General features: G+C 68.1%; 17 protein-coding genes. 9 read left to right on the top strand and 8 right to left on the bottom strand.

Annotated features, from left to right (window positions below; translation table 11 throughout):
• The first annotated feature begins 43 nt into the window (after nt 1–43).
• Both OHB12_RS32100 and OHB12_RS32095 read left to right on the top strand, forming a co-directional pair.
• Entirely contained in the window at nt 44–406 is a 363-nt protein-coding gene (locus tag OHB12_RS32100; RefSeq protein ID WP_327113657.1) for a DUF1304 domain-containing protein, read from the top strand.
• Nucleotides 403–966 carry a TetR/AcrR family transcriptional regulator gene (locus OHB12_RS32095; RefSeq protein WP_327113655.1) on the top strand — a complete coding sequence of 188 codons (564 nt, stop codon included), beginning with the start codon at nt 403–405 and terminating at the stop codon, nt 964–966. The genes OHB12_RS32100 and OHB12_RS32095 overlap by 4 nt, the downstream gene beginning before the upstream one ends.
• 92 nt (nt 967–1058) lie before the next feature.
• On the opposite strand, the gene OHB12_RS32090 is transcribed toward OHB12_RS32095, so the two are convergent.
• The 6 genes from OHB12_RS32090 to OHB12_RS32065 all read right to left on the bottom strand — a co-directional run bounded on the left by OHB12_RS32090 (nt 1059) and on the right by OHB12_RS32065 (nt 7024).
• Nucleotides 1059–1325 carry a ribosomal protein L7/L12 gene (locus OHB12_RS32090; RefSeq protein WP_327113653.1) on the bottom strand — a complete coding sequence of 89 codons (267 nt, stop codon included), beginning with the start codon at nt 1323–1325 and terminating at the stop codon, nt 1059–1061.
• 218 nt (nt 1326–1543) lie between these two features.
• Nucleotides 1544–2824: an ATP-dependent Clp protease ATP-binding subunit ClpX gene (clpX, locus tag OHB12_RS32085; RefSeq protein WP_327121663.1), complete on the bottom strand. Its 1281-nt coding sequence runs from the start codon at nt 2822–2824 to the stop codon at nt 1544–1546.
• 461 nt (nt 2825–3285) lie between these two features.
• Entirely contained in the window at nt 3286–3915 is a 630-nt protein-coding gene (locus OHB12_RS32080) for an ATP-dependent Clp protease proteolytic subunit (RefSeq protein WP_327121661.1), read from the bottom strand.
• A 108-nt stretch (nt 3916–4023) separates the two neighbouring features.
• Complete coding sequence (locus OHB12_RS32075) at nt 4024–4611, bottom strand: ATP-dependent Clp protease proteolytic subunit (protein WP_327113652.1); 588 nt, start codon at nt 4609–4611, stop codon at nt 4024–4026.
• Between the two features lie 199 nt (nt 4612–4810).
• Nucleotides 4811–6187 carry a trigger factor gene (gene tig / locus OHB12_RS32070; RefSeq protein ID WP_442799893.1) on the bottom strand — a complete coding sequence of 459 codons (1377 nt, stop codon included), beginning with the start codon at nt 6185–6187 and terminating at the stop codon, nt 4811–4813.
• Between the two features lie 255 nt (nt 6188–6442).
• Nucleotides 6443–7024 (bottom strand): FKBP-type peptidyl-prolyl cis-trans isomerase, encoded by a 582-nt coding sequence (locus tag OHB12_RS32065; protein WP_327113648.1) that lies wholly within the window; start codon nt 7022–7024, stop codon nt 6443–6445.
• A gap of 226 nt (nt 7025–7250) precedes the next feature.
• Between OHB12_RS32065 and OHB12_RS32060 the strand changes: the two genes are divergently transcribed.
• The 7 genes from OHB12_RS32060 to OHB12_RS32030 all read left to right on the top strand — a co-directional run bounded on the left by OHB12_RS32060 (nt 7251) and on the right by OHB12_RS32030 (nt 16649).
• Nucleotides 7251–9719, top strand: a complete 2469-nt coding sequence (locus tag OHB12_RS32060; protein WP_327113645.1) for a phosphoketolase family protein — start codon at nt 7251–7253, stop codon at nt 9717–9719.
• Between the two features lie 51 nt (nt 9720–9770).
• Nucleotides 9771–11417 (top strand): 3' terminal RNA ribose 2'-O-methyltransferase Hen1, encoded by a 1647-nt coding sequence (locus OHB12_RS32055; RefSeq protein ID WP_327113644.1) that lies wholly within the window; start codon nt 9771–9773, stop codon nt 11415–11417.
• Nucleotides 11414–14002: a polynucleotide kinase-phosphatase gene (locus OHB12_RS32050; RefSeq protein ID WP_327113642.1), complete on the top strand. Its 2589-nt coding sequence runs from the start codon at nt 11414–11416 to the stop codon at nt 14000–14002. The genes OHB12_RS32055 and OHB12_RS32050 overlap by 4 nt, the downstream gene beginning before the upstream one ends.
• A 109-nt stretch (nt 14003–14111) precedes the next feature.
• Nucleotides 14112–14756 carry a TetR/AcrR family transcriptional regulator gene (locus OHB12_RS32045; RefSeq protein ID WP_442800156.1) on the top strand — a complete coding sequence of 215 codons (645 nt, stop codon included), beginning with the start codon at nt 14112–14114 and terminating at the stop codon, nt 14754–14756.
• 432 nt (nt 14757–15188) lie between these two features.
• Nucleotides 15189–15569, top strand: a complete 381-nt coding sequence (locus tag OHB12_RS32040; protein WP_327113638.1) for a hypothetical protein — start codon at nt 15189–15191, stop codon at nt 15567–15569.
• Nucleotides 15566–15931 (top strand): hypothetical protein, encoded by a 366-nt coding sequence (locus OHB12_RS32035; protein ID WP_327113636.1) that lies wholly within the window; start codon nt 15566–15568, stop codon nt 15929–15931. Before OHB12_RS32040 ends, OHB12_RS32035 begins: the two co-directional genes overlap by 4 nt.
• 172 nt (nt 15932–16103) lie before the next feature.
• Nucleotides 16104–16649 (top strand): hypothetical protein, encoded by a 546-nt coding sequence (locus OHB12_RS32030; protein ID WP_327113634.1) that lies wholly within the window; start codon nt 16104–16106, stop codon nt 16647–16649.
• Nucleotides 16650–16690: 41 nt separating this feature from the next.
• Here OHB12_RS32030 and OHB12_RS32025 read toward each other — a convergent pair whose 3' ends face one another.
• Together OHB12_RS32025 and OHB12_RS32020 are read right to left on the bottom strand one after the other, a co-directional pair.
• Nucleotides 16691–19237 (bottom strand): ATP-binding protein, encoded by a 2547-nt coding sequence (locus OHB12_RS32025; RefSeq protein WP_327113632.1) that lies wholly within the window; start codon nt 19235–19237, stop codon nt 16691–16693.
• A 41-nt stretch (nt 19238–19278) separates the two neighbouring features.
• Nucleotides 19279–21816 carry an ATP-binding protein gene (locus OHB12_RS32020; RefSeq protein ID WP_327113630.1) on the bottom strand — a complete coding sequence of 846 codons (2538 nt, stop codon included), beginning with the start codon at nt 21814–21816 and terminating at the stop codon, nt 19279–19281.
• Nucleotides 21817–21871: the final 55 nt, after the last annotated feature.

Genomic DNA, 21871 nt, shown 5'->3' with positions numbered 1-21871 from the left:
TTATGGACAGTTGTTCAGAAAATCTGACGGAAGGAGCCGGTCAATGGCGGTTGTTGCGGGTGTGCTGGTCGGGTTGATGGCGGCGTTGCAGGCTTACTTCATGGTGTTGGAGATGTTTTTATGGGATCGGGCGCCGGGGCGACAGCTGTCGGGGTTCGATGCGGAGATGGCGGTGGCGACCAAGCCACTGGCGGCGAATCAGGGGTTGTACAACGGGTTTCTGGCAGCCGGGCTGGTGTGGGGGCTGGTGGCAGACGACCCGGTCGGATTTCAGGTGACGGTGTTCTTCCTGGTATGCGTGCTGATCGCGGGGATCTACGGTGCGATCACGGCGAATCCGCGGATTCTGATCGCGCAGACGCTGCCCGCGGCGCTCGGGTTGGCCGCGGTCCTGATCGCCGGATGAGCGATGGTGATCCACGAGCGGCACGGACTCGGGCGAAGTTGCGGGCCGCACTACTCACCGAATGCAGGGAGCGTTCGCTGGAACAGGTCAGTGTGGCCGCAGTGGTGCGACGCGCCGGTGTGAGCCGATCGGCGTTCTACCTGCATTACTCCGACGCACAGGCACTGGCAGTGGATGCCTGCGCGGAGGTTGTCCGAGACGCGGTGGCGGCCCTGCACGCCTGGCGCGGGACACCGGAGCCTGCGCATCCACCGGCGGCATTGACGGACTTCTTCGACGGGCTCGCACCGCACGCCGCGCTCTACCAGACGCTGCTGCGGCCCGGAGGCAGCGGTCCGCTCGGCGAACTGCTGCACCAGGAGTTGCGCGAACACAGTCGGACGGAACGCACGCTGGCGGCCGCGCCTGCCGCGGACCTGGTGGCGTCGGCGGTGGCGGCGGCGTTCGCGGGCATACTCGCCGACTGGCTGCACGGCGCAATCGAGGGCACTCCCGCACAAGTGGCGGCCCAGACCTGGCGGCTGCTGGTGGCCTTGCACGGAACCGTTCTGGAGCCCTAGCGGCCCACGCAATGTCGCGAAACCCACTGTGCTGAAGCACAATTCATGAGTTAACGCCCACGACGGGCAGTTCGCCCGCGAAAAGCAGTGGCTCAGTACGGGTACCGCCGCTCAACAGCCTCCTTGGCTTCTTTGAGCCCAGACCCGGTCAGTTCTCGGTATCGCTTGATGGCCTGAATCTTCTTGCCCTCCGCCAGAAGCGAGTCGATCTCGCCCATGCCGTCACCATTGGGCACAGCTGCCACAGTCCGAACGGGCTCAGCCGAAGGCAGTTCCCGGATACCGAGGTGCTGCATGATCAGATCGAGCTTGAAGTTCAGCGCGTCGACCTTGCGCTCCAGACGCCGGTTGTCAAACATGGTCCGATCGTAGTCATCGGCGCGACCTCACGCCGCGTTCAGCACCGCGGCGGCAACCTCGTGATGCGCTCGATCGAAGCAAGCGACCTCAGCGGCGACCTGGAGCGGTCGATCCACGCAGCGCGGCCCGGTGACCATGCGCAAACGGAGACCGATGCGGCCGACCCACATAGGGGTATATACCCGGTAGACCGGGTATTACAACCCCGCCACTGCAATTACGCCGACTTCTCCCGGCGCTCCGCCCGCTGCGCCTTGCGCGGCACGATGGTCGGCAGCACATTGTCGTTGACGGTGCCCGCGTTGACGACCACCTTGGCGACATCGTCGCGGCTCGGAATGTCGTACATCGCGGGCTGCAGGACTTCCTCCATGATCGCCCGCAGGCCACGGGCACCGGTCCCGCGCAGGATCGCCTGGTCGGCGACCGCCTCCAGCGCGTCGTCGGTGAACTCGAGGTCGACCCCATCCATCTCGAACAGTCGGACGTACTGCTTGACCAGCGCGTTCTTCGGCTCGGAGAGGATCTTGACCAGGGATTCCTTGTCCAGGTTGGTCACCGAGGCGACGACGGGGAGGCGGCCGATGAACTCGGGGATCAGGCCGAACTTGATCAGGTCCTCCGGCATGACGTCGGCGAAGTGGTCGGTGGTGTCGATCTCGGCCTTGGACCTGACCTCGGCACCGAAACCGATGCCGCGGTGACCGGTGCGGTCGGAGATGATCTTCTCCAGGCCCGCGAACGCGCCCGCCACGATGAACAGCACGTTGGTGGTGTCGATTTGGATGAACTCCTGGTGCGGATGCTTGCGCCCGCCCTGCGGCGGCACGCTCGCCTGAGTGCCCTCCAGGATCTTCAGCAGCGCCTGTTGCACGCCCTCGCCGGAAACGTCCCTGGTGATCGAGGGGTTCTCGCTCTTGCGGGCGATCTTGTCGACCTCATCGATGTAGATAATGCCGGTCTCGGCGCGCTTGACATCGTAATCCGCGGCCTGAATCAGCTTCAGCAGGATGTTCTCGACGTCCTCGCCGACATAGCCCGCCTCGGTGAGCGCGGTGGCGTCCGCGATGGCGAACGGTACGTTCAGCATCTTCGCCAGCGTTTGGGCCAGATAGGTCTTGCCACAGCCGGTGGGACCGAGCATAAGAATGTTCGACTTGGCCAGCTCGACGATCTCGCCGCGGCTGTCGCGGCTCTTGTCGCCGGCCTGAATGCGCTTGTAGTGGTTGTAGACGGCCACCGCGAGGGTGCGTTTAGCAGTGTCCTGCCCGATGACGTAGTTCTCCAGGAAATCCCGGATCTCAGCGGGCTTGGGCAGCTCATCGAGCTTGACCTCGCTGGACTCGGCGAGTTCCTCCTCGATGATCTCGTTGCAGAGATCGATGCACTCGTCGCAGATGTACACCCCTGGTCCCGCAATGAGCTTCTTGACCTGCTTCTGGCTCTTTCCGCAGAAAGAACACTTCAGCAGATCGCCGCCATCTCCGATGCGCGCCATCTCGTGGGTCCCTACTTCCTTGTCCGCGTGCAACCGTCCGTCCAGGTTGCCAGCTGTCCGCTGCCTCCGCAGCAGCCGCAAACGCATCGACTGCTTTCCGGAGCATCATGCAGTGCTGTCAACCGGGAGCAAAGGTCCCTAGGTTGACCGTACCCGGTGTGTGGGATGGAGGTCGACAACTCGAGCATGTTTCTCCGGCGGGTTGTGCGAGTTCTCACGGCACCGGAATGCGATCTGTCCGTCAGATCGCCGGCACGAGCTTCGACCGACTGCCCGCAACGCCTGGTCCGAAGGATTTTTCGAACCGCTGACACTGCGAAGAGCAGTCCGGCCGGACGACATGCCCGAGTGGCATACCTCCCGGCCGGAATTCCCTGTTGTAGAACAATTTACGAGTGAGCTGCCGCCGGGATCGGCAATTCACCCTCCCCGGGATTACCCGGAAACGACCTCCCGAAGCGTTACTTCTGAGCGCTCAGCTTGCGGTAGTCGAACACCGTGTCGATGATCCCGTACTCCTTGGCGTCCTCGGCCGTCAGGATCTTGTCCCGGTCGGTGTCCTTGCGGATGGTGTCGGCATCCTTGCCGGTGTGCCGCGCGAGGGTGCTCTCCATCAGGCGACGCATCCGCTCGATCTCGGCCGCCTGGATCTCCAGATCCGACACCTGCCCCTGGATACCACCCTCCAGCGACGGCTGGTGGATCAGCACGCGGGCGTTGGGCAGGCAGGCACGCTTGCCGGGCGTGCCCGCGGCGAGCAGCACGGCCGCGGCGGAGGCCGCCTGACCGAGGCACACCGTGGCGACGTCGGCGCGCACGTACTGCATGGTGTCGTAGATGGCCATCAGTGAGGTGAACGAGCCACCCGGCGAGTTGATGTACATGGTGATGTCGCGGTCGGGATCCAGCGACTCCAGTACGAGCAGCTGCGCCATGATGTCGTTCGCCGAGGCATCGTCCACCTGCACGCCGAGGAAGATGATGCGCTCCTCGAACAGCTTGTTGTATGGGTTGGACTCCTTGACACCGAAGCTCGAATGCTCGATGAACGACGGCAGGATGTAGCGCGCCTGCGGGCTCTGCGGTGCGATGCCGGACAGGCCGGCACGCGGGTCGATCGGATTGGCCATGTTCGTCTCCAAAGTCTGTGCGGCCGACGGACATTCGCTCATCCGGGCGGCCTGTGGGTGATCCGGGAGTTACTTCTCGGCGCCGTTGGCCTGGTTCGCGTGGCTGATCACGTGGTCGATGAAGCCGTATTCGAGCGCATCCTTCGCGGTGAACCAGCGGTCACGGTCGGCATCGACGGTGACCTGCTCCACGGACCTGCCGGTGTGCATCGCCTGCAGCTCGTTCAGCTCCCGCTTGGTGTGGGCGAACTGCTCGGCCATGATCGCGATGTCGGCGGCCGAACCACCGATGCCCGCCGAGGGCTGGTGCATCATGATCCGCGCGTGCGGCAGCGCGTAACGCTTGCCCTTGGTGCCCGCGGTGAGCAGGAACTGCCCCATCGACGCGGCCAGACCCATGCCGTAGGTGGCGATATCGCACTCGGCGAACTGCATCGTGTCGTAGATGGCCATACCCGCGGTCACCGAACCGCCCGGCGAGTTGATGTAGAGCGAAATGTCCCTGATGGGATCCTCGGCCGAGAGCAGAAGGATCTGCGCGCACAGCTTGTTCGCGATGTCGTCGTCGACCTGGGTGCCGAGGAAGATGATGCGCTCACGCAGCAGGCGCTCGTACACGGAATCACTGAGGTTGAGACCAGCAGTCGCGGTTGTCATGACCCCTGCCTGGTTGATTGTCACGGATACCTGCCTTCTCTCGCCGGCTCGTTGCTGATTGCCGAACAGCCATCTCTGGTTCGCTTTGTCACAAACATTAACGAAGCAGGGCGGCACCGAACTCCCGGTACCGCCCTTCTTCGCTCTCAGCGCAATCAGTGCACCCCTCGGGCGCCGATCGCGCCGGTATTCCACGGAATTATTCGGCGCTCGCGGCGGCGGTCTCGGCGGCCGTGTCCTCGTCCGCGGGATCCTCGGGGCCACCGAACATTTCGGTGGTGTCCACGGCATTGCCCTCCGAGTCGGTGACGGTAACCCTGCCGACCACACCCGCGAGCGCCTTGCCGCGGCGCACGTCGGCGAAAACCGCGCCGAGCTGGCCCGCCTGCTGCACCTGCTGGATGAACTGCTCCGGAGACAGGCCGTAGCGCTGCGCCTGGAACAAGATCCGCTCGGTGAGCTCCTCCTGGCCGACCTGGGTGCCCTCCGCTTCGGCGATAGCGTCCAGCAGCAGCTGGGTCCTCACCGACTTCTCGGCGGCCTCCTTGGTGTCGGAGTCGAACTCCTCGCGGGTGCTGCCCTGGGCTTCCAGCGACTCGGCGAACTTCGCTTCGTCGTGATCGAAGCCGTGCACCGCGTCGTGGGTCACCGCGTCGATCTCGGCCTGCACCACGGCGTCCGGCAGCGGCACCTCGACCTGCTCGAGCAGGGTCTCCAGCACCTTATCGCGGATCTCGCCCGCCTGCTGCACCTTCTTGACCCGCTCGACGCGGTCGCGCAGGTCGGCCTTCAGCTCGTCCAAGGTGTCGAATTCGCTGGCCAGCTGGGCGAACTCGTCGTCGGCCTCGGGCAGCTCGCGCTCCTTGACGGTCTGCACCGTCACCGTGATAACGGCGTCCTTGCCCGCATGCTCGCCTGCGACCAGCGTCGAGGTGAAGTCCTTGGACTCGCCCGCCGACAGCCCGGTCAGCGCCTCGTCCAGGCCCTCGATGAGCTGGCCGGACCCGACCTCGTGGGACAGGCCGGTGGTGGCGGCCTCTGGCACCTCCTCGCCGTCAACGGTCGCCGACAGGTCGATCGATACGAAGTCGCCCTCCTGCACCGCACGCTCGACACCGGTCAGGGTGCCGAAGCGCTGACGCAGTGACTGCAGCTGCTCCTCGATATCCTCGTCGCCGATGGTGACCGAGTCGACGGTGACCGTGATGCTCTCGTAATCGGGCAGAGTGATCTCCGGGCGCACGTCGACCTCGGCGGTGAAGGCGAGCTCCTGGCCGTCCTCGATCTTGGTGATCTCGATGTCGGGCTGACCGATGACCTTCACCTCGGAGGTGGTGACGGCCTCGCTGTAGCGACCGGGCAGCGCGTCGTTGACGACCTGCTCCAAGATCGCGCCACGGCCGAGACGGGCCTCGAGCAGCTTCGCGGGCGCCTTGCCAGGACGGAAGCCAGGAATCCGGACCTGCTTGGCCAGGGCCTTGTACGCACGGTCGAAGTCCGGCTTCAGTTCCTCGAAGGGCACCTCGACATTGATCCGGACCCGGGTCGGGCTCAGCTGCTCGACGGTGCTCTTCACGGACATGCTCCTTGTTCGTTGTTCGTACTGGTTGACGTTCGGTTTACCGGCTCCACCACGCACCCCGGACGTCGGAATGGCAGGCGAAGCAGCCTGCGTGCCGACCGCCACACTCCCCCTCGGCGGTGACCCGAGCCGGGGCCCCGGCCTCGGCCGAAACGAATGAGGGATGCGGCGTAGGCATCCCGACCAGGTTAGTTGACCGGCCGAGGGGGCCTGCACTCGGCGGTGTTTCCGGGGGCTCGGCGGCCCCCTCTACTTCCCCACCGAGACCGCGTCGGTGACGAAGACCAGCGTCTCGTTCGGCGCGATACCGCGTCCACCCGCGCCGTAGCCCAGGTCCGGCGGCACGATCAGCAGCCTGCGGGAGCCTTCCCGCACGCCGGCCAACCCCTGATCCCAGCCGTCGATGACCTGGCCCGCGCCGAGGGTGAGCTGGAACGGCGTGCCGCGGTCGAACGAGCTGTCCAGCTTCTTCTTGTCGGACCAAGTGATCAGCGCGTAGTTCATGGTCAGCTGCTGACCGGTCTCGGCGCCGGGCCCCCTGCCCTCGCTCAGGTCGGTGACGATCAGCTGCTTGGGCGGGTCACAGCTGTCCGGGATGGTGATCGTCGGCGCGGTGCCGAACTCGCCGGTGACGCCGATGTCCTCGGCGGTGCATTCGCGGCCCTTGCTCTGCGTGGCCGGGCGCTGCGCGGCGGACGCGCCCGCCGACACGGTGGTCTTCGCGGACGAGGCGGTCGCGGAGGACGTGTCGTCGTCCGAGCCGCAAGCTGCCAGCGCGATGGCCGTCGCCGCGATGGTGCCGATCCCGATGATCCTGCCGAGTGTGTGCATGCGGCGGACCCTAGACCACGTGGGAGCGGACCACGCAGGGGCGCGCCGTCCGTCATCCGGCGCACCGCGTCGTGCTTTCGCCGACCCGGAACGTCGCATCCCGCTAGGCTGACGGGGCATTCTCCATACGGCGTTGTCGATTCCGATCGGCAGCGGTGCAGGATCCGGGACAGCGGTCCTCATGGCGCCGCTCCACCGATGCCCCGAGCGTGAGGAGAGTCGGCGCATGACCCCCATGGCAAGTGCAGGTGGCGATACCTCGGCCGACAACGTCGGCAGCACCGGCGGCGACACCGTCGCGCCACGCTCCTACCGCCTGGCGGACGTGCCGGGTCCGCTGGCTCGCGACGAGCTGACGTCGATCGATGCTTGGTGGCGCGCGGCCAACTATCTCGCCGTCGGCCAGATCTACCTGATGAGCAACCCGCTGCTGCGTGAACCGCTGCTCGCCGAGCACATCAAACCGCGTTTGCTCGGCCACTTCGGCACCGTGCCCGGCCTGAACCTGGTCTGGGCGCACGCCAATCGCGCGATCCGGCAGCGCGGTCTCGACGCGGTCTTCGTCGCGGGCCCCGGTCACGGCGGGCCGGGTCCGAACGCGTGCGCCTGGCTGGAAGGCATGTATTCCGAGCTGTACGGCCACATTCCGCAGGACGTCACCGGCATGGGCGCGCTGTTCGCACAGTTCTCCTTCCCCGGCGGCGTCCCGAGCCACTGCGCGCCGGAGACTCCCGGCTCCTTCCATGAGGGCGGCGAGCTCGGCTACTCGCTGCTGCACGCCTTCGGCGCCGCGCTGGACAATCCGGACCTCACCGTGTTCTGCGTGATCGGCGACGGCGAGGCGGAAACGGGTCCCCTGGCCACGAGCTGGCACGCGAACAAGTTCCTCAACCCGGCGCGCGACGGCGCGGTGCTGCCGATCCTGGCGCTGAACGAGTACAAGATCGCGAATCCGACCATTCTCGCGCGCATCCCGGAGACGGAACTGGTCGCACTCCTGCATGGCTACGGCTACGAGCCGATCATCGTCTCGGGCAGCGATCCCGCGGCGGTGCACCAAGCCATGGCAGGCGCGGTGGACACCTGCCTGGAGCGCATCGCCCAGATCCAGCGCGCCGCGCGTGCCGGAACCAACGGGGTACGGCCGATCTGGCCGATGATCGTGCTGCACACGCCGAAGGGCTGGACCTGCCCACCGGTGGTGGACGGCGCTCAGGTCGAGGGCACCTTCCGCGCCCACCAGGTCCCGCTGCCCGCCGCGCGCGCCGACCCGAGCCACCGGGAGACCCTGGAGCAGTGGCTGCGGTCCTACCGCCCGGAAGAACTGTTCGACGAGGCGGGCATGCCGGTGTCGGAGCTGCTCGACCAAGTACCCGAGGGCGATCGGCGAATGAGCGCCAACCCGGTCGCCAACGGCGGCACCCTGGTCCGCGACCTGCGCCTGCCGGATTGGCGTGAGTTCGGCGTCGAGGTGACCGCGCCCGGCGCGACTCAGCATGAGGCGACGAGGGTGCTCGGCGGGTGGTTGCGCGAGGTCACCAGACAGAACCCGGACAACTTCCTCACCTTCGCGCCCGACGAGCTGGCCAGCAATCGGCTGCAGGACATTCTCGACGTCACCGGGCGCGACTGGCAGGCCGAGATCGGCGCGTACGACGAGAAACTCGACCCCGCGGGCCGGGTGATCGAGGTGCTGTCCGAGCACATGTGCCAGGGCCTGCTGGAGGGCTATCTGCTCACCGGCAGGCACGGGGTGTTCACCTGCTACGAGGCGTTCATCCACATCGTGGACGCCATGTTCAACCAGCACGCCAAATGGCTCGACGCCAGCGCGGCAGTGCCATGGCGGCGGCCGGTCGCCAGCCTGAACTACCTACTCTCTTCGCACGTCTGGCGGCAGGATCACAACGGCTTCACCCACCAGGACCCCGGCTTCCTCGATGTGGTGCTGAACAAAAAGCCGTCGATCGTGCGCGTGTATCTGCCGCCGGACGCCAACACGCTGCTGTCCACCTACGACCACTGCCTGCGTTCGCGGCACTACGTCAATGTGGTGGTCGCGGGCAAACAACCACAGGCCGACTGGCTTTCGGTGAACGACGCGGCCGCGCACTGCGCGCGCGGCATCGGCATCTGGGACTGGGCGGGCCACAACGATGCGCTCGGTACCACCCCGGACGTGGTACTCGCCTGCGCGGGCGACGTGCCGACGCTGGAAACCCTCGCTGCCGCGGCGATTCTGCGAGAACGACTGCCCGAGTTGCGGATTCGGGTGATCAACGTGGTCGACCTGATGCGGCTGCAGCCGCAGGACGAGCATCCGCACGGCCTACCCGACAGCGAGTTCGACACGCTGTTCACCTACAACCGGCCGGTGATCTTCGCTTTCCACGGCTACCCCTGGCTGATCCACCGGCTCAGCTACCGGCGAAACAACCACGGCGAGATGCACGTGCGCGGCTACAAGGAGCGGGGCACAACGACCACGCCGTTTGACATGGTGATGCTCAATGACCTCGATCGCTATCACCTGGTCATGGATGTGATCGATCGCGTGCCGAACCTGCGTGAGCAGGCTGCCGGACTGCGCCAGGAAATGGTCGACGCGCGATGGAGCGCACGGGCGTGGACGAGGGAGTACGGCGCGGACATCCCCGAAGTCGCGGACTGGACCTGGCCGTATCGGAGCGCCTGACGCAGCGCGAAATTCCTTGCGTGGTCCGGTCGGCTGGGCGACGATCGCAGGATGCTCCTCACGATCACCTGTACGCCGCGGGACGGCGCCGGGTGGCCTGCGACCGACCTCGGGTTCCTGCTGCACAAGAACCCCTGCCGCGTGCAGGCGTTCGAACAGTCCTACGGCACAGCGCATGTCGTGTACCCGGAGGCCACCGACGCCAAGTGCACGGCGGCGCTGCTGCTCGAGGTGGACCCGATTCGGTTGGTACGCGGACGTGCGCGCAGCACGCCGGATTTCAGCCTCGGCCAGTACGTCAACGATCGGCCGTACGCGGCGTCCTCGTTGCTGTCCGTGGCGATCGGGGCGGTATTCCGCACCGCACTGCACGGCCGCTGCGATCTGCGGCCCGAGCTGGCGCGTACGCCGCTGCCACTGCGCGTCGCGTTGCCGTCGGTGCCGTGTCGCGGTGGTGCGGCCGTGGCCGAGCGGCTGTTCGCACCGCTCGGCTGGACGGTGACGGCGACCCCCCTCCCACTCGACCCGGCCTTTCCGGACTGGGGCGACTCCCATCTGCTCCGCATCGAACTCGACGGCACCGTGCGGCTCTCCGACGCCCTGTCCCACCTCTATGTGCTGCTTCCGGTGCTCGACGGAGCCAAGCACTACTTGGTGGCGGACGAGGAGGTGGACAAGCTGATCAGGGCCGGTGGCGGATGGCTCGGCGGGCACCCGGAGCGCGGCTGGATCACGCGGCGGTATCTGGCGCGGCGGCAGTCACTGGTGCGAACAGCGCTGGCGCGGCTCGCCGAGGTGGACGATGTCGAACCCGAGCAGTTGGACGCGGTCGACGAGACCGATGACGCGGAGCCGTCGCACGATTCGGCCGACGTAGTGCGCTCCGCCGACGCGGTGACGCGCACAGTCGTCGGCGGCGCTCTCGACGCAGCAGGCACGACAGCTACCGCGGTGCCGGGTGCCGCGCCCGAGGGCGAATGTCTCAACGCGGCAGAGGCGTCGGACAGGGAATCCGACGGAACAGCCGGTGCCACCTCCGGCTCGGCTTCGGACGATTCCGAAACCAGCACGCGTACACCGGCACTCGCGGTGGTCCGCCGCGCGGCAGTGCTCGCCGCCCTGCACGAGGCAGGCGTACGACGCGTGCTCGATCTCGGGTGTGGTGAGGGCGCACTGTTGCGGGACCTACTGGCGGACACGGCATTCAGTGAGATCGTCGGCGTCGACGTGTCGATGCGGGCATTGCATATCGCCGAGCGCCGGTTGCGCGTCGACCACCTGCCGGAGCAGGTGTCGCGTCGCCTCACGCTGCGGCAAGGCGCTCTGACGTATACCGACGCCCGGCTGCGCGGCTACGACGCCGCTGTGCTGATGGAGGTGATCGAGCATGTCGACCCGCCGCGACTCGGCGCGCTCGAACACGCGGTGTTCACCGCCGCGGTACCAACCACGGTGGTGGTCACGACGCCGAACGCCGAGATCAATGAACGGTTCGAGGGATTGACGGCCCGACAGTTCCGCCACGCCGATCACCGATTCGAATGGACCCGTGCGGAATTCGCCGACTGGAGCGGCGGCGTAGCGGCGCGGCACGGGTACACGGTGCGGTATGTGCCGATCGGCGTGGCGGACCCCGAACTCGGGCCGCCGACGCAGATGGCGGTGTTCACCAAGCGCGAAACCAGGGACGGGTCATGACAGAGCTTTCGGTACCCCAGCTGTCGCTGGTGGTGCTCGTGGGTAGCACCGGATCGGGCAAGTCGACATTCGCGCGCAAGCATTTCCGGCCGACCGCCATCGTGTCGTCGGATAGCTGCCGCGGGGTCGTCAGCGACGACGAGAACGATCAGGCGGCGACTCCGGAGGCGTTCGCGCTGCTACACCACATCGCGGGCATCCGGCTGCGGCGCGGCCTGCGTACAGTCGTCGACGCCACCAACGTGCAGGTGCGGTCGCGCAAGGAGTTGATCGCGCTGGCCCGTACGCACGACGTGCTCCCGGTCGCGATCGTGCTGGACGTGCCGGATACGGTGTGCCTGGAGCGCAATGCGCGCCGCGCCGACCGGGCCGACCTCGGCGCGCACGTTGTCGCCAGGCAGCAGCGCGAACTGCGCGGCAGCCTGCGTGGACTGGAGCGCGAAGGGTTCCGCAAGGTGTACGTGCTGCGCGGCGTCGAGGAGATCGACGCCGCGACGTTGGTCGACGAGAAGGCGTGGAACGACAAGCGCGACCACGCCGGCCCCTTCGACGTGATCGGCGACGTGCACGGTTGCCGTAGCGAATTGGAGACGCTGCTCGGCGAACTCGGATACGTCTTGGAGCGGGACGACCGGGACCGAGCCGTCGGCGCGCGACACCCGGGCGGGCGCACTGCGGTGTTCGTCGGCGACTTGGTCGACCGCGGACCGGACACCCCCGGTGTGCTGCGCCTCGTGATGGGTATGGTGGCCGCGGGTACGGCTCTGTGCGTCACTGGAAATCACGAGAACAAGCTGGTGCGTGCGCTGGACGGCAAGAAGGTCCGTATCGCGCACGGCCTCGCCGAGTCCCTTGCCCAACTGGAGGCCGAGGGCGCGGACTTCCGTAAGGCGGCGCACGAGTTCTGCCGGGGGCTGGTCAGCCACTACGTGCTGGATGAAGGCAAGCTCGTCGTCGCGCACGCGGGGCTGAAGGAGGAGTATCACGGCCGTGCGTCGGGCCGGGTCAGGTCCTTCGCGATGTACGGCGAATCCACCGGGGAAACCGACGAATACGGTCTTCCGGTGCGCTACCCATGGGCCGACGACTATCGCGGCCGCGCCACCGTGCTGTATGGGCACACGCCGGTGCTCGACCTGCAGTGGGTGAACAACACTCTCTGCCTGGACACCGGCGTCGTATTCGGCGGTCGGCTGTCGGCGCTGCGCTATCCGGAGCGCGAGCCGGTATCCGTTGCCGCGAAACAGGTCTGGTATGAGCCGGTGCGCCCACTGCAGGCCGTCACCGGTGTGACGCCGGATGGCGTGGTGCGCCGCGACCCCGGCGTGCTCGACCTCGACGACGTGCTCGGCCGTCGCGTCATCGAGACCCGCTACCACGGCAGGGTCGGCGTGCGCGAGGAGAACGCGAGCGCCGCGCTCGAGGTGATGAGCCGCTTCGCCCTCGACCCCCGGCGGCTGGTCTACCTGCCACCGACCATGGCACCGTGCGCGACCTCGCAGCTGGCGGGCTTCCTGGAGCACCCCGCCGAGGCGTTCGCTTACTACCGCACCGAAGGGGTGCGGCGACTTGTGTGCGAGGAGAAGCACATGGGCTCGCGGGCCATCGTCCTCGTGGCGCGTTCGGTGACCGCGGCACGCGACCGTTTCGGCATCGACGACGGCGGCACCGGAGCGCTCTACACCCGCACCGGACGCCCGTTCTTCGACGATCCCGCGCAGACCGAGTCGCTGCTGGCCGGCGTCCGCGCGGCCGCCGGCGCCGCCGGCCTGTTCGAGGAACTGCGCAGCGAATGGCTGCTGCTGGACGCCGAGCTGATGCCATGGTCGGCCAAGGCAGTCGGCCTGCTCCGCAACCAGTACGCCGCGGTGGGCGCCGCGGCCAGGTCCGCGCTCGGCGCCGCCACCGAGGTGCTCGGTGCTGTCGCGGCGCGTGGGCTGGATGTCGCCGACCTCGCGGCGCGCACGTCAGCGCGTGCGGGCGACGCGGCGGCGTTCACCGCCGCCTACGGTCGCTACTGCTGGCCGGTCGAGGGCATGGCCGGGTTGCGGCTGGCGCCGTTCCAGATCCTCGCCGCCGAGGGCGCGAATCTCGCGGTCCGCGATCACGATTGGCATCTCGACCGGATCGACCGGCTGGTCGCGGCCGATCCCGCACTGTTGGCGCCAACCCGACACGTGCATGTCGATCTCGACGATCCGGACAGCGAGGCCGCCGCGGTCTCGTGGTGGACCGAGCTGACAGCGGCAGGCGGTGAGGGAATGGTGGTGAAACCGTTGGCTTCGCTGGTCCGCACCCGGACCGGCGATGCGGCCCACGACGGCCGCCTGGTTCAACCCGGCGTGAAATGCCGTGGCGTGGAATATCTGCGGATCATCTATGGCCCGGAGTACCTGCGGCCCGCCAACATCGATCGCCTGCGCACCCGTGGCCTGGGACGCAAACGCTCACTGGCGCTGCGGGAATACGGCTTGGGTCTGGAGGCGCTGGACCGGCTCACCGCGGGCGAACCGCTGTGGCGGATCCACGAGGCAGTGTTCGCGGTCCTCGCGCTGGAATCCGAGCCGGTCGACCCGCGGCTGTGAAGGTCGCCCATGCGGCGGCGCTCGGTTCTCGGCGTGGTGCGCCGCCGGGCGGCCGGTCAGCTCTCTCGGTTGAGTTCGATCCGAGATATACATGAGTACGATCGACCGTATGGAAGGCGGCCAGGACCCCCAACTCCGCTCCTTGCGGCGCACCGACGAGATCACCGACAAGCGCCTACTGCGTGGCGCGAAGACGCGAGCGACGGTACTGCGACAGGCGGTCGACATCGCCTCGATGGACGGATTGGCCGGCCTGAGCTTCGGCAGGCTCGCCACCGATACCGGGCTCAGCAAGGCGGGGATCCAGACCCTTTTCCGCACCAAGGAGGCGCTGCAGCTGGCCGCCGTCGACTACGCACGCGACCGGTTCGTCGAGGCAGTCGTCGAACCGGCGCGGCCCGCGGCGCACGGCGTCGCCCGGCTGCGGGCGCTGGTCGGGCACTGGATGGTCTACGCCGAGACGCCGTTGTTCGCGGGCGGATGCTTCCGGGTCGCGACCATGGCCGAGTACGACAGCAAGCCGGGCCCGGTCCGCGACGCCCTGTTTCGCGACCAGCGAGAATGGGTCGGCCTGCTGGAACGCGAACTGCGCTTCGCAGTGTCGGCCGGTGAGATCGCCGCGCTGGACACGGATCTGGTCGCGTTCCAGATCGACGCCGTGCTCTGCGCGACCAACACCGCCCTGCGGATCGCCGACGTCGAGGCCGCCGATCGCGCCCGCCGCAGCATCGATGGATTTCTGCGACCGTCGTGATCGGGCGCTTTGCGCGACGCCCCGCCTGCCCGTCGAGTTCGGGCCGCGGCCGAGGCGCCTGCACCTCCTACGGACGCTACCTGCCATGCCCTGTGCCATCGCCGCACACGGCACCCCGCTGACCCGCCCAACTTCGCACCCGCGGTTTCGCTGACGTCGACCACACCCCAAACAATACGGTCGATCGGCCGTATTTCTAATGAAACCGCAAGCGAACTCTGCCCAAAAAAGGCCGGAATCGCCGCAGGTAGTCGCACCGACGGGCAAACAGCCCGCCATTGAGGCTTCCCATTCCTGAGAAAACCCCTCGACAACTATCGACCCGTCAGTTAATGTGACGTTATCCAACGGCACGATAGATGGGGAGCGATCGAGCGGGCCACACCGGCCCGCTCCCCGAGCCCCGAGGTGACGAGAGAACGGACTTCGACAATGACCGGGATCACGCCACCACAGCGACGGACACAGACCTGGCTCGTCCGCCCGCTGATCGTGAGCGCGATAGCGGCCACGCCGGAAACCCCGACGCCGACCGAAGCGCTGGCCGAGCCCGACGCCACCGTCGCGGCATCGAGCCCCGAACGCCCGGGCCGCCATGGAAACGACAGGCCGGGCTTCGCACTCCACAACGACCGGGACCGTGACGACCGGCACCGCACCGCGACCGCGACGACGACCGCGACGGCTGCCGCCCGGACCCCTTCCCCACCCCATTCTTCGGCGGCTGCTCCGACCACCGACGCTCGCCGGGTCGACCGATCCGCGAGCGGCACCGCCGACCACAGCTCAAATCCGAACGGAGACTTACGATGACCACCAACACCGCCGCCCGGCGACTGCTCACCTGTGCCGCGATCATCGGCGCCATCACAGCGGGCGGCGCTGGCCTCGCCGCCGCCGAGCCGCACGGGGGCCCCTCCGATCCCCGCAACGGCTCGGGCGACACCACCGGCTGGCACCACATCGATCCCAGGGGCTACCACCACCGGGACCGCAGCCCGCTGCGGGAAAACGAGCACAACAACGCCCTGCGCGAGTACTACCAGCGCCAGAGCCAGCCCGCGCCGAGCCAGACCGGCACGGGTGACAACGGCAGCTCGAGCTGGTCGCAGGTGCAGCGGCCGGACGGCAGCGGCTACACCGTGTGCCGCCCGCAGGCCAGCTGGTGCCAGTGACCTCGCGGTCGACGCACTCCCCCGCGGCGGGTGCGTCGCCTCGAACCGTCCCCTCATCGAACTTTCCCCATTAAATGTGCCGCTATATAGCGGCACATTACCTGAAGCAACAAGATCCCCAGGTCCGATCGATATCCACCGGACCAAGCTCTAGCACGAAAGAGAAACACCGATGATCACAATCAGAGGGCTGCGCGCCACGTCCGCGGGTACCGAGAAGCGCTCCACCACGGCGCGCACGCTCATGCTGCTGGCGTCGGCCGCGATGGCGGTGGGCGGCCTCAGCCTCGGCGCGGGCACCGCAGAGGCCGAGGGTGCTGCCTGTCTCTGGGCGGGCGGCGCCCACGGTCAGGGCGACACGGTCGTCGCGGGCGGCTCGAGCTTCTCCTGCGGAACCGATCAGTTCGGCGCTCCGTACTGGCACCGCGGGAACGCGGCGGGGCAGCGGAGCACCGTCCCCAACCCAGGCGCGTACACCAACCCCGCCGGCCTGTTCAGCGCGGGTGCACGCCAGTTCGGCACGGAGTACAACGACTACTGCGTCGGAAGCCAGCTCATCGAGGGCTCCGAGGACGTGTATCAGGTGGTCGCGGACGGACGGGGCGGGCTGTTCTGGAAGGCCGCCGGGCCGATCGACCAGTGGGCCTTCGACCCGGGCTCCGCGCCGCAGAAGTCCTGGCGGTCGGCGAGCCTCTGCTACGACGGCTCACTGACCTGACCGGAATCGAACCGCAGCTGCGCCCGTAACCGTCGCGACGGTTACGGGCGCAGCTGCGTTCGCATCGCCCGCTGCTCGGATTCGAGCCGTAGCCGCTCCTCGAGGTGATCCGGTACATGCCAGGTGATGTCGGCCCTGGTGGCCGCCATCAACTTCCTGCGGACGGCTGCGACCTGGGCGTCGACCGTCCGAATCGAACTACCCCTGCGCGCGGCGATGGCGCTGTTTGCCCAGCCCGCGGCGGCGAGCACCGCGACCTCGCGTTCCGCGGGCGTCAACTCGTGCCAGCGCGAGGCGGTCGCCCTGACCTGCGGGCGCGGGCGCGGCACCTGGTCGATGGCGAGCCTGCCGAGTAGAAACCGTTGCAGCTCATCATGTTCCGGCCGCAAGCGGGCACCGCGACCGGCCGCGGCCGTATAGGTCTCCGCGCCGATGACCGAGGTCGCGACCTCGATGGCATGGGCAGTACCGCGCGCTACCAGTGTCACCCGGTCCGCGACGATGCCCATCGAACGGTGCAGCGTGGCGATTCCACCCTGGAGATGGGCGATTCGGGTGGCTGCGGCGGTCAATGCGGCCCGGCCGGCGTCGCCGGCGGCGATCCGGGCGGACAGAATATAGGTCAGCGCCATCGTGATGAAGTGGGCAACCCAGCCCGCTGTCCAGGTGTCCCCGGTCGTCAGCACCCGCTCCAGAGTCGACTGTCCGAGCTTCACCGCCTCGTGTGGGTCACCGTGTCTGGACACCGCGATCATCCAGGCAAGCTCCGCCCAGGAGATCGCCCAACCCGCGTCGGAGGCGACAGCCCGGTCCAAGTGACCGCGCGCGACATTGAGCGCCAAGTCGGCGTCACCGAGGTTCGCGCAGGTGAGCGCCTCGAACAACTCGCTGCGCTGCTCTCCCGCCCGATCGCCGGCGGCGGCGAACTTCCTTCGTGCCCTCGCCAAGACGTCGACCGCCCGCAGGTCGAGGTGGACGAGCAACAGCTCGAGGCCCCAGGTGAACTCGACCGCGGCGGGCAAGCCGATGTCGACGGCGGTGCTCTCGCGCCAGCGGCGGCGCAGATCCGGGTCGGACAGGCACTCCGCGGCGCATTCGTCCAGCAGCTGCGCAGTGTATACGTGTCTGCCCTGCCAGATGGCGATCCATCCGACCAGCGCTGTCGCGTTGATCCGCAGCCGGGTCGGCGGCGGGTCGACGAACCGGGTGGCTTCGAGGGCCTGTTCGGTGAGACCGGTGATGGCACGGTTGGATCCGGTAATGAACGGGACACGCAGCGCCATCAGCGTCGTAGCGGTCTCCAGGCCGACGACGGCCTCCTCGGGGTCGGCGAGACTGGTCTCGATGGCAATCAGGATGTTGTCCCACGCCGCGCGCGCCCAGTCGAGCCAGCCCTGTTCTCGTGGGCCGTACCAGGTGGCAGGGCCCGCGGCGACCCGGTCCCGGTAGTAGCGCCGGTGCCGGGCCAACAGGCGCACCTCGTCCAGGTCGTCGCCGCGGACCGACAGCCGGTCTCGCACGAACACCCGGACGCTCTCGAGCAGGTAGTACCGGACCGTGACCGCCGTGATGTGCACGGAGAGCAGCGACCGTTCGACCAGACGCTCCAACAAACGATCGATGTCCTGCTCCGGCAACGCCGGGTCCGCGCACACCGCCGCGATGGCATCGGAGTCCGCTCCGCCGGAAGGGGTTTCGTCGCTGTCGGTGTCGAATCCGGTAGCGAACACCGACATCCGGTCCAGCAGCAGCTGTTCGCGGTCGGTACACAGACCGTAGGACCAGGCGATCACGTCGCGGACGCTGCGGTGGCGTTCTCCGACTCCACCCCTGGCGCCGTGGGACCACTGCATACGCCGGTCGTCGGTATCGCCGGACAGTTCGCGCAGCACGATCGCGGGCGGCCGGTGCAGCAGGCGGGCTGCCGCCAGCCGGATGAACAGCGGGTTGTTGTCCACATGCCCGCAGATCCGCGCGGCGATGGCAAGTTGTCCCGGCTCCTCCGGAATAGGCCGTCCGGTGAGTTGGGCGCGCCGCCGGAACAGCGCGAGGGCGTGATCGCTTGACAGCGGCGGCACGGCCACCAGGTGCTCGTCGATCCAGCCGACCGGTTCCCTGCTGGTCGCGACAACGGTCAGTTCGGGCACCACTTCCAGCAGGCCCACGATCAGCGGCGCCACCCCGTCGAGCACGTGCTCACAGTTGTCCAGCACCAGGATCGTCCGGTGGGTTTCGCCCGCGTCACCACCGCTGAAAGTGTCCACGAGGGCGTCCCAGGCGGACCGGCCCGCGATGCCGCCCTTCGCGACCGACTGCACCACCTCCTCGGCAACCGCTCCGGTCTCCGCGCCGGGCGCCAGGCGGGCAAGCCGTGTCCAGTAGACCGTGTGCCGCGCCGCGTCCCGGTACCGGCGCACAGCCTCGGCCGCCAGCGTCGTCTTGCCGATGCCACCCGGTCCGACCAGGGTGATCAGCCGGGCATTCGGCGACCCCAGCAGCACGTCGACCTGCCGCAGCTCGGCGTGCCTGCCCACGAACTCACTGGGCGCGGCGGGGCCGTCACCACCGCCGCGGTTCAGTTCCGACATGCAGGTGCACCTATCGATCAATAACCATCGGTCGGAGCAGCCTATCGACTGCGCGTTCCCTTGCCGGCACGGCGGGGTCCTCGTTCAGATTCGTACCGGACGCGATCGACGAGCTCGTCGGGAATGTGGCCCACGATATCGGCGCGGGAGGAGATCATCAGCTTCTGCCGGATGGCGGCGACCTGAGCGTCGACCGTCCGGATGGAGCTGTGCCGCCGGGACGCGATCGCACTGTTGGGCCAGCCCGCGGCCGCGAAGACGGCGACGTCACGTTCGGCCTTGGACAACTCGCTCCAGCGGGACGTGGGCCGCTGCGATGTCGGGCGGGTATCGGAGGGCCGGACTGGTCGCCGGGGGGTGGACGCCGAATCGGTCGCTGTCCACCACAACTCGTCCAGCTCCGGCCGCAGTCGGGTCCGCCGCTCAGCCGCCGCGTACGTCCGGTCACCCAGCAACGCGCGAGAAACCTCGGCAGCGCTGCGGATTTCGGCGGCGATCAGCGGAACCTGGTCGATCGCGATCCCCATCGAACGCTGACGCGTCTTGAAACTCCCTACCAGATAGGCAATTTCAGTGGCCGACGCACTCGCGGTGGCGGGATCGCCGCCGGAGGCCAGGTCTTCGAGGAGGACCTGGGCGAGGGCGACGATGTGCGCGCCGACCGCCCAGCTCGCCGTCCAGGTGTCCCGCTCACCTCGGTGGCGGGTGAGCACGCCGTTGGTCATCGCCAGCGCCTCGGCCGCGGACCCGTGCTTGGCCAGCGCCACCGCGCGCGCGATCTCGGCCCACGCCGTCGACAGCGTCGAGCCCGACGATACCGAGCGCTCCAGGAACCGCGCGGTATTGTCCAGCGCCTCCTGCCGGTCGCCCACGAGGGCGGAGCAGAACGCCACGAACACGTCGCTGCGCTCGGCGCCTATGCGGTCGCCGAGCTCGGTGAACTTGCGCCGAGCGCGGGTGAGCACCGTGATCGCGCGCGGATCGCCGCGCACCAGCATCAGCTCGAGTCCCCACATCCATTCAACCGGAGCGGGCAGCCCGAAATCGACGTCGGTGGAGCGCGGACCGGTGCACGCATCCTGCGGCCCCGGGAGAGCGACACAGCCCGCGAGCAGCTGCGGGATGTGATCGGGCCGCCCCTGCCAGAGCGCGATCCAGCCCAGCAGGGCGGTCGCCAGCTCACCAAGGCCGGCGGGACCGAGCCCGGACCCCTTGGTGGCCTCCAGCGCGCGTTCGGTCAGCCGGGTGAGCGCGCCGGCACCGGATTTCACGAACGGAACTTTCATCGACAGCAGGACGGTGGCAGTCTCCAGCGCGACGACGGCCTCCGCGGGATCGGCGAGGCCGGATTCGATGCCGAGCACGATGTCGTTCCATGCCGACCGCGCCCACTCCAGCCACGCCCCGTCCTGCGGGCCGAGCCACATGGCCTGTGTGGCGACAACCCTGTCCCGGAAGTACCGACGATGCCGGGCGGCGAGACGGTCGGACTCGCCGCGGTCGCGGTGGCGTAGCCGGTCTCGGGCGAAGACACGGACGCTTTCCACCAGGTACCAACTGACCGTTTGCGCGGTGAGATGCGCCGACACCAGCGATTGTTCGATCAGCCGTTCCAGTAGGTGTTCGATCTCCCCCTCGGGCAGGGCATCGTCCGCACACACCGCGATCGCGGCGTCGAGCTCGATGCCGCCGCGCAGAGACTCGTCGTGGGTCTCGTAGCCCGCCGCGAAGACCGAGAGCCGCTCGAGCAGCAGCTGCTCTTGCGCGCTGCACAGTGCGAAGGACCAGGCGACGACGTCGTACACGCCACGGTGGCGCTCCTCGGCGCCCGCGCGTGCCCCGTGCGTCCAGTGCAGACGCTTGTCATCGGCGTCGCCGGTCAGCTCACGCAACACCATGACCGGCGGCTGATGCCGTAGGCGCGCCGCCGCCAGCCGGATGAACAGCGGGTTGTGATCGACCCGGCGGCAGATCCGCGCGGCGACGGCAACCTGCTCGCGGGCGTCGGGGATCGCCCGCCCGATGAGTTGGGCCTGTTGGCGGAACAAAGCGAGGGATTGGGGCGGGGACAGCGGGGGCACGGCCAGGATGTACTCGTCGACCCAGCCGATCGGCTCCCGGCTGGTGGCCAGGATGGTCAGCCCCGGCGCGGCCTCGCGCAGATCGGCGATCATCGCGGCGACGGCGCCGAGCAGATGCTCGCAGTTGTCCAGCACCAGCACAGCGCGGTCGGCGGAACGGTTACCGCTGCTGAACGTGCGTACCAGCGCGCCACGGGTCGGCCGGGACTCGAGATCCGTGCGCACCGCCGACTGCATCACATCCTGCGCGGTGGCCGTGCTGTCGGGCTCCAACTCGGCCAGCCGAGCCCAGTAGATCGGCCTGCGCCTGGCACGTGCGCCGCGGCGTAGCCCCTCCGCCGCCAATCGCGTCTTGCCGATCCCACCGGGGCCGACCAAAGTGACCAGGCGCGCGTCACCGTCCAGCAACGCGCCCAACCGGTCCAATTCCGTTTCCCGGCCGATGAATTCACTGGTGGATGCAGGCAGCACGCCGCCACGTGCCTGAACCAGAGACATACAACAAAAGCTAGCCCACGAAAGCCGCTACGCGCTCGACAATGCCGACTCGAGT

This window comes from Nocardia sp. NBC_01730 (assembly GCF_035920445.1).
Taxonomy (GTDB): Bacteria; Actinomycetota; Actinomycetes; order Mycobacteriales; family Mycobacteriaceae; genus Nocardia.
This window is presented reverse-complemented; position numbering and strand designations above follow the sequence as displayed.

Coding starts and splice junctions, on each gene's coding strand:
- OHB12_RS32025 (WP_327113632.1), bottom strand. CDS start 19,237: ATGTCGGAACTGAACCGCGGCGGTGGTGACGGCCCCGCCGCGCCCAGT.
- OHB12_RS32035 (WP_327113636.1), top strand. CDS start 15,566: ATGACCACCAACACCGCCGCCCGGCGACTGCTCACCTGTGCCGCGATC.
- OHB12_RS32045 (WP_442800156.1), top strand. CDS start 14,112: ATGGAAGGCGGCCAGGACCCCCAACTCCGCTCCTTGCGGCGCACCGAC.
- OHB12_RS32100 (WP_327113657.1), top strand. CDS start 44: ATGGCGGTTGTTGCGGGTGTGCTGGTCGGGTTGATGGCGGCGTTGCAG.
- OHB12_RS32065 (WP_327113648.1), bottom strand. CDS start 7,024: ATGCACACACTCGGCAGGATCATCGGGATCGGCACCATCGCGGCGACG.
- OHB12_RS32020 (WP_327113630.1), bottom strand. CDS start 21,816: ATGTCTCTGGTTCAGGCACGTGGCGGCGTGCTGCCTGCATCCACCAGT.
- OHB12_RS32090 (WP_327113653.1), bottom strand. CDS start 1,325: ATGTTTGACAACCGGCGTCTGGAGCGCAAGGTCGACGCGCTGAACTTC.
- OHB12_RS32060 (WP_327113645.1), top strand. CDS start 7,251: ATGACCCCCATGGCAAGTGCAGGTGGCGATACCTCGGCCGACAACGTC.
- clpX (WP_327121663.1), bottom strand. CDS start 2,824: ATGGCGCGCATCGGAGATGGCGGCGATCTGCTGAAGTGTTCTTTCTGC.
- OHB12_RS32055 (WP_327113644.1), top strand. CDS start 9,771: ATGCTCCTCACGATCACCTGTACGCCGCGGGACGGCGCCGGGTGGCCT.
- OHB12_RS32050 (WP_327113642.1), top strand. CDS start 11,414: ATGACAGAGCTTTCGGTACCCCAGCTGTCGCTGGTGGTGCTCGTGGGT.
- OHB12_RS32075 (WP_327113652.1), bottom strand. CDS start 4,611: ATGACAACCGCGACTGCTGGTCTCAACCTCAGTGATTCCGTGTACGAG.
- OHB12_RS32095 (WP_327113655.1), top strand. CDS start 403: ATGAGCGATGGTGATCCACGAGCGGCACGGACTCGGGCGAAGTTGCGG.
- OHB12_RS32040 (WP_327113638.1), top strand. CDS start 15,189: ATGACCGGGATCACGCCACCACAGCGACGGACACAGACCTGGCTCGTC.
- OHB12_RS32030 (WP_327113634.1), top strand. CDS start 16,104: ATGATCACAATCAGAGGGCTGCGCGCCACGTCCGCGGGTACCGAGAAG.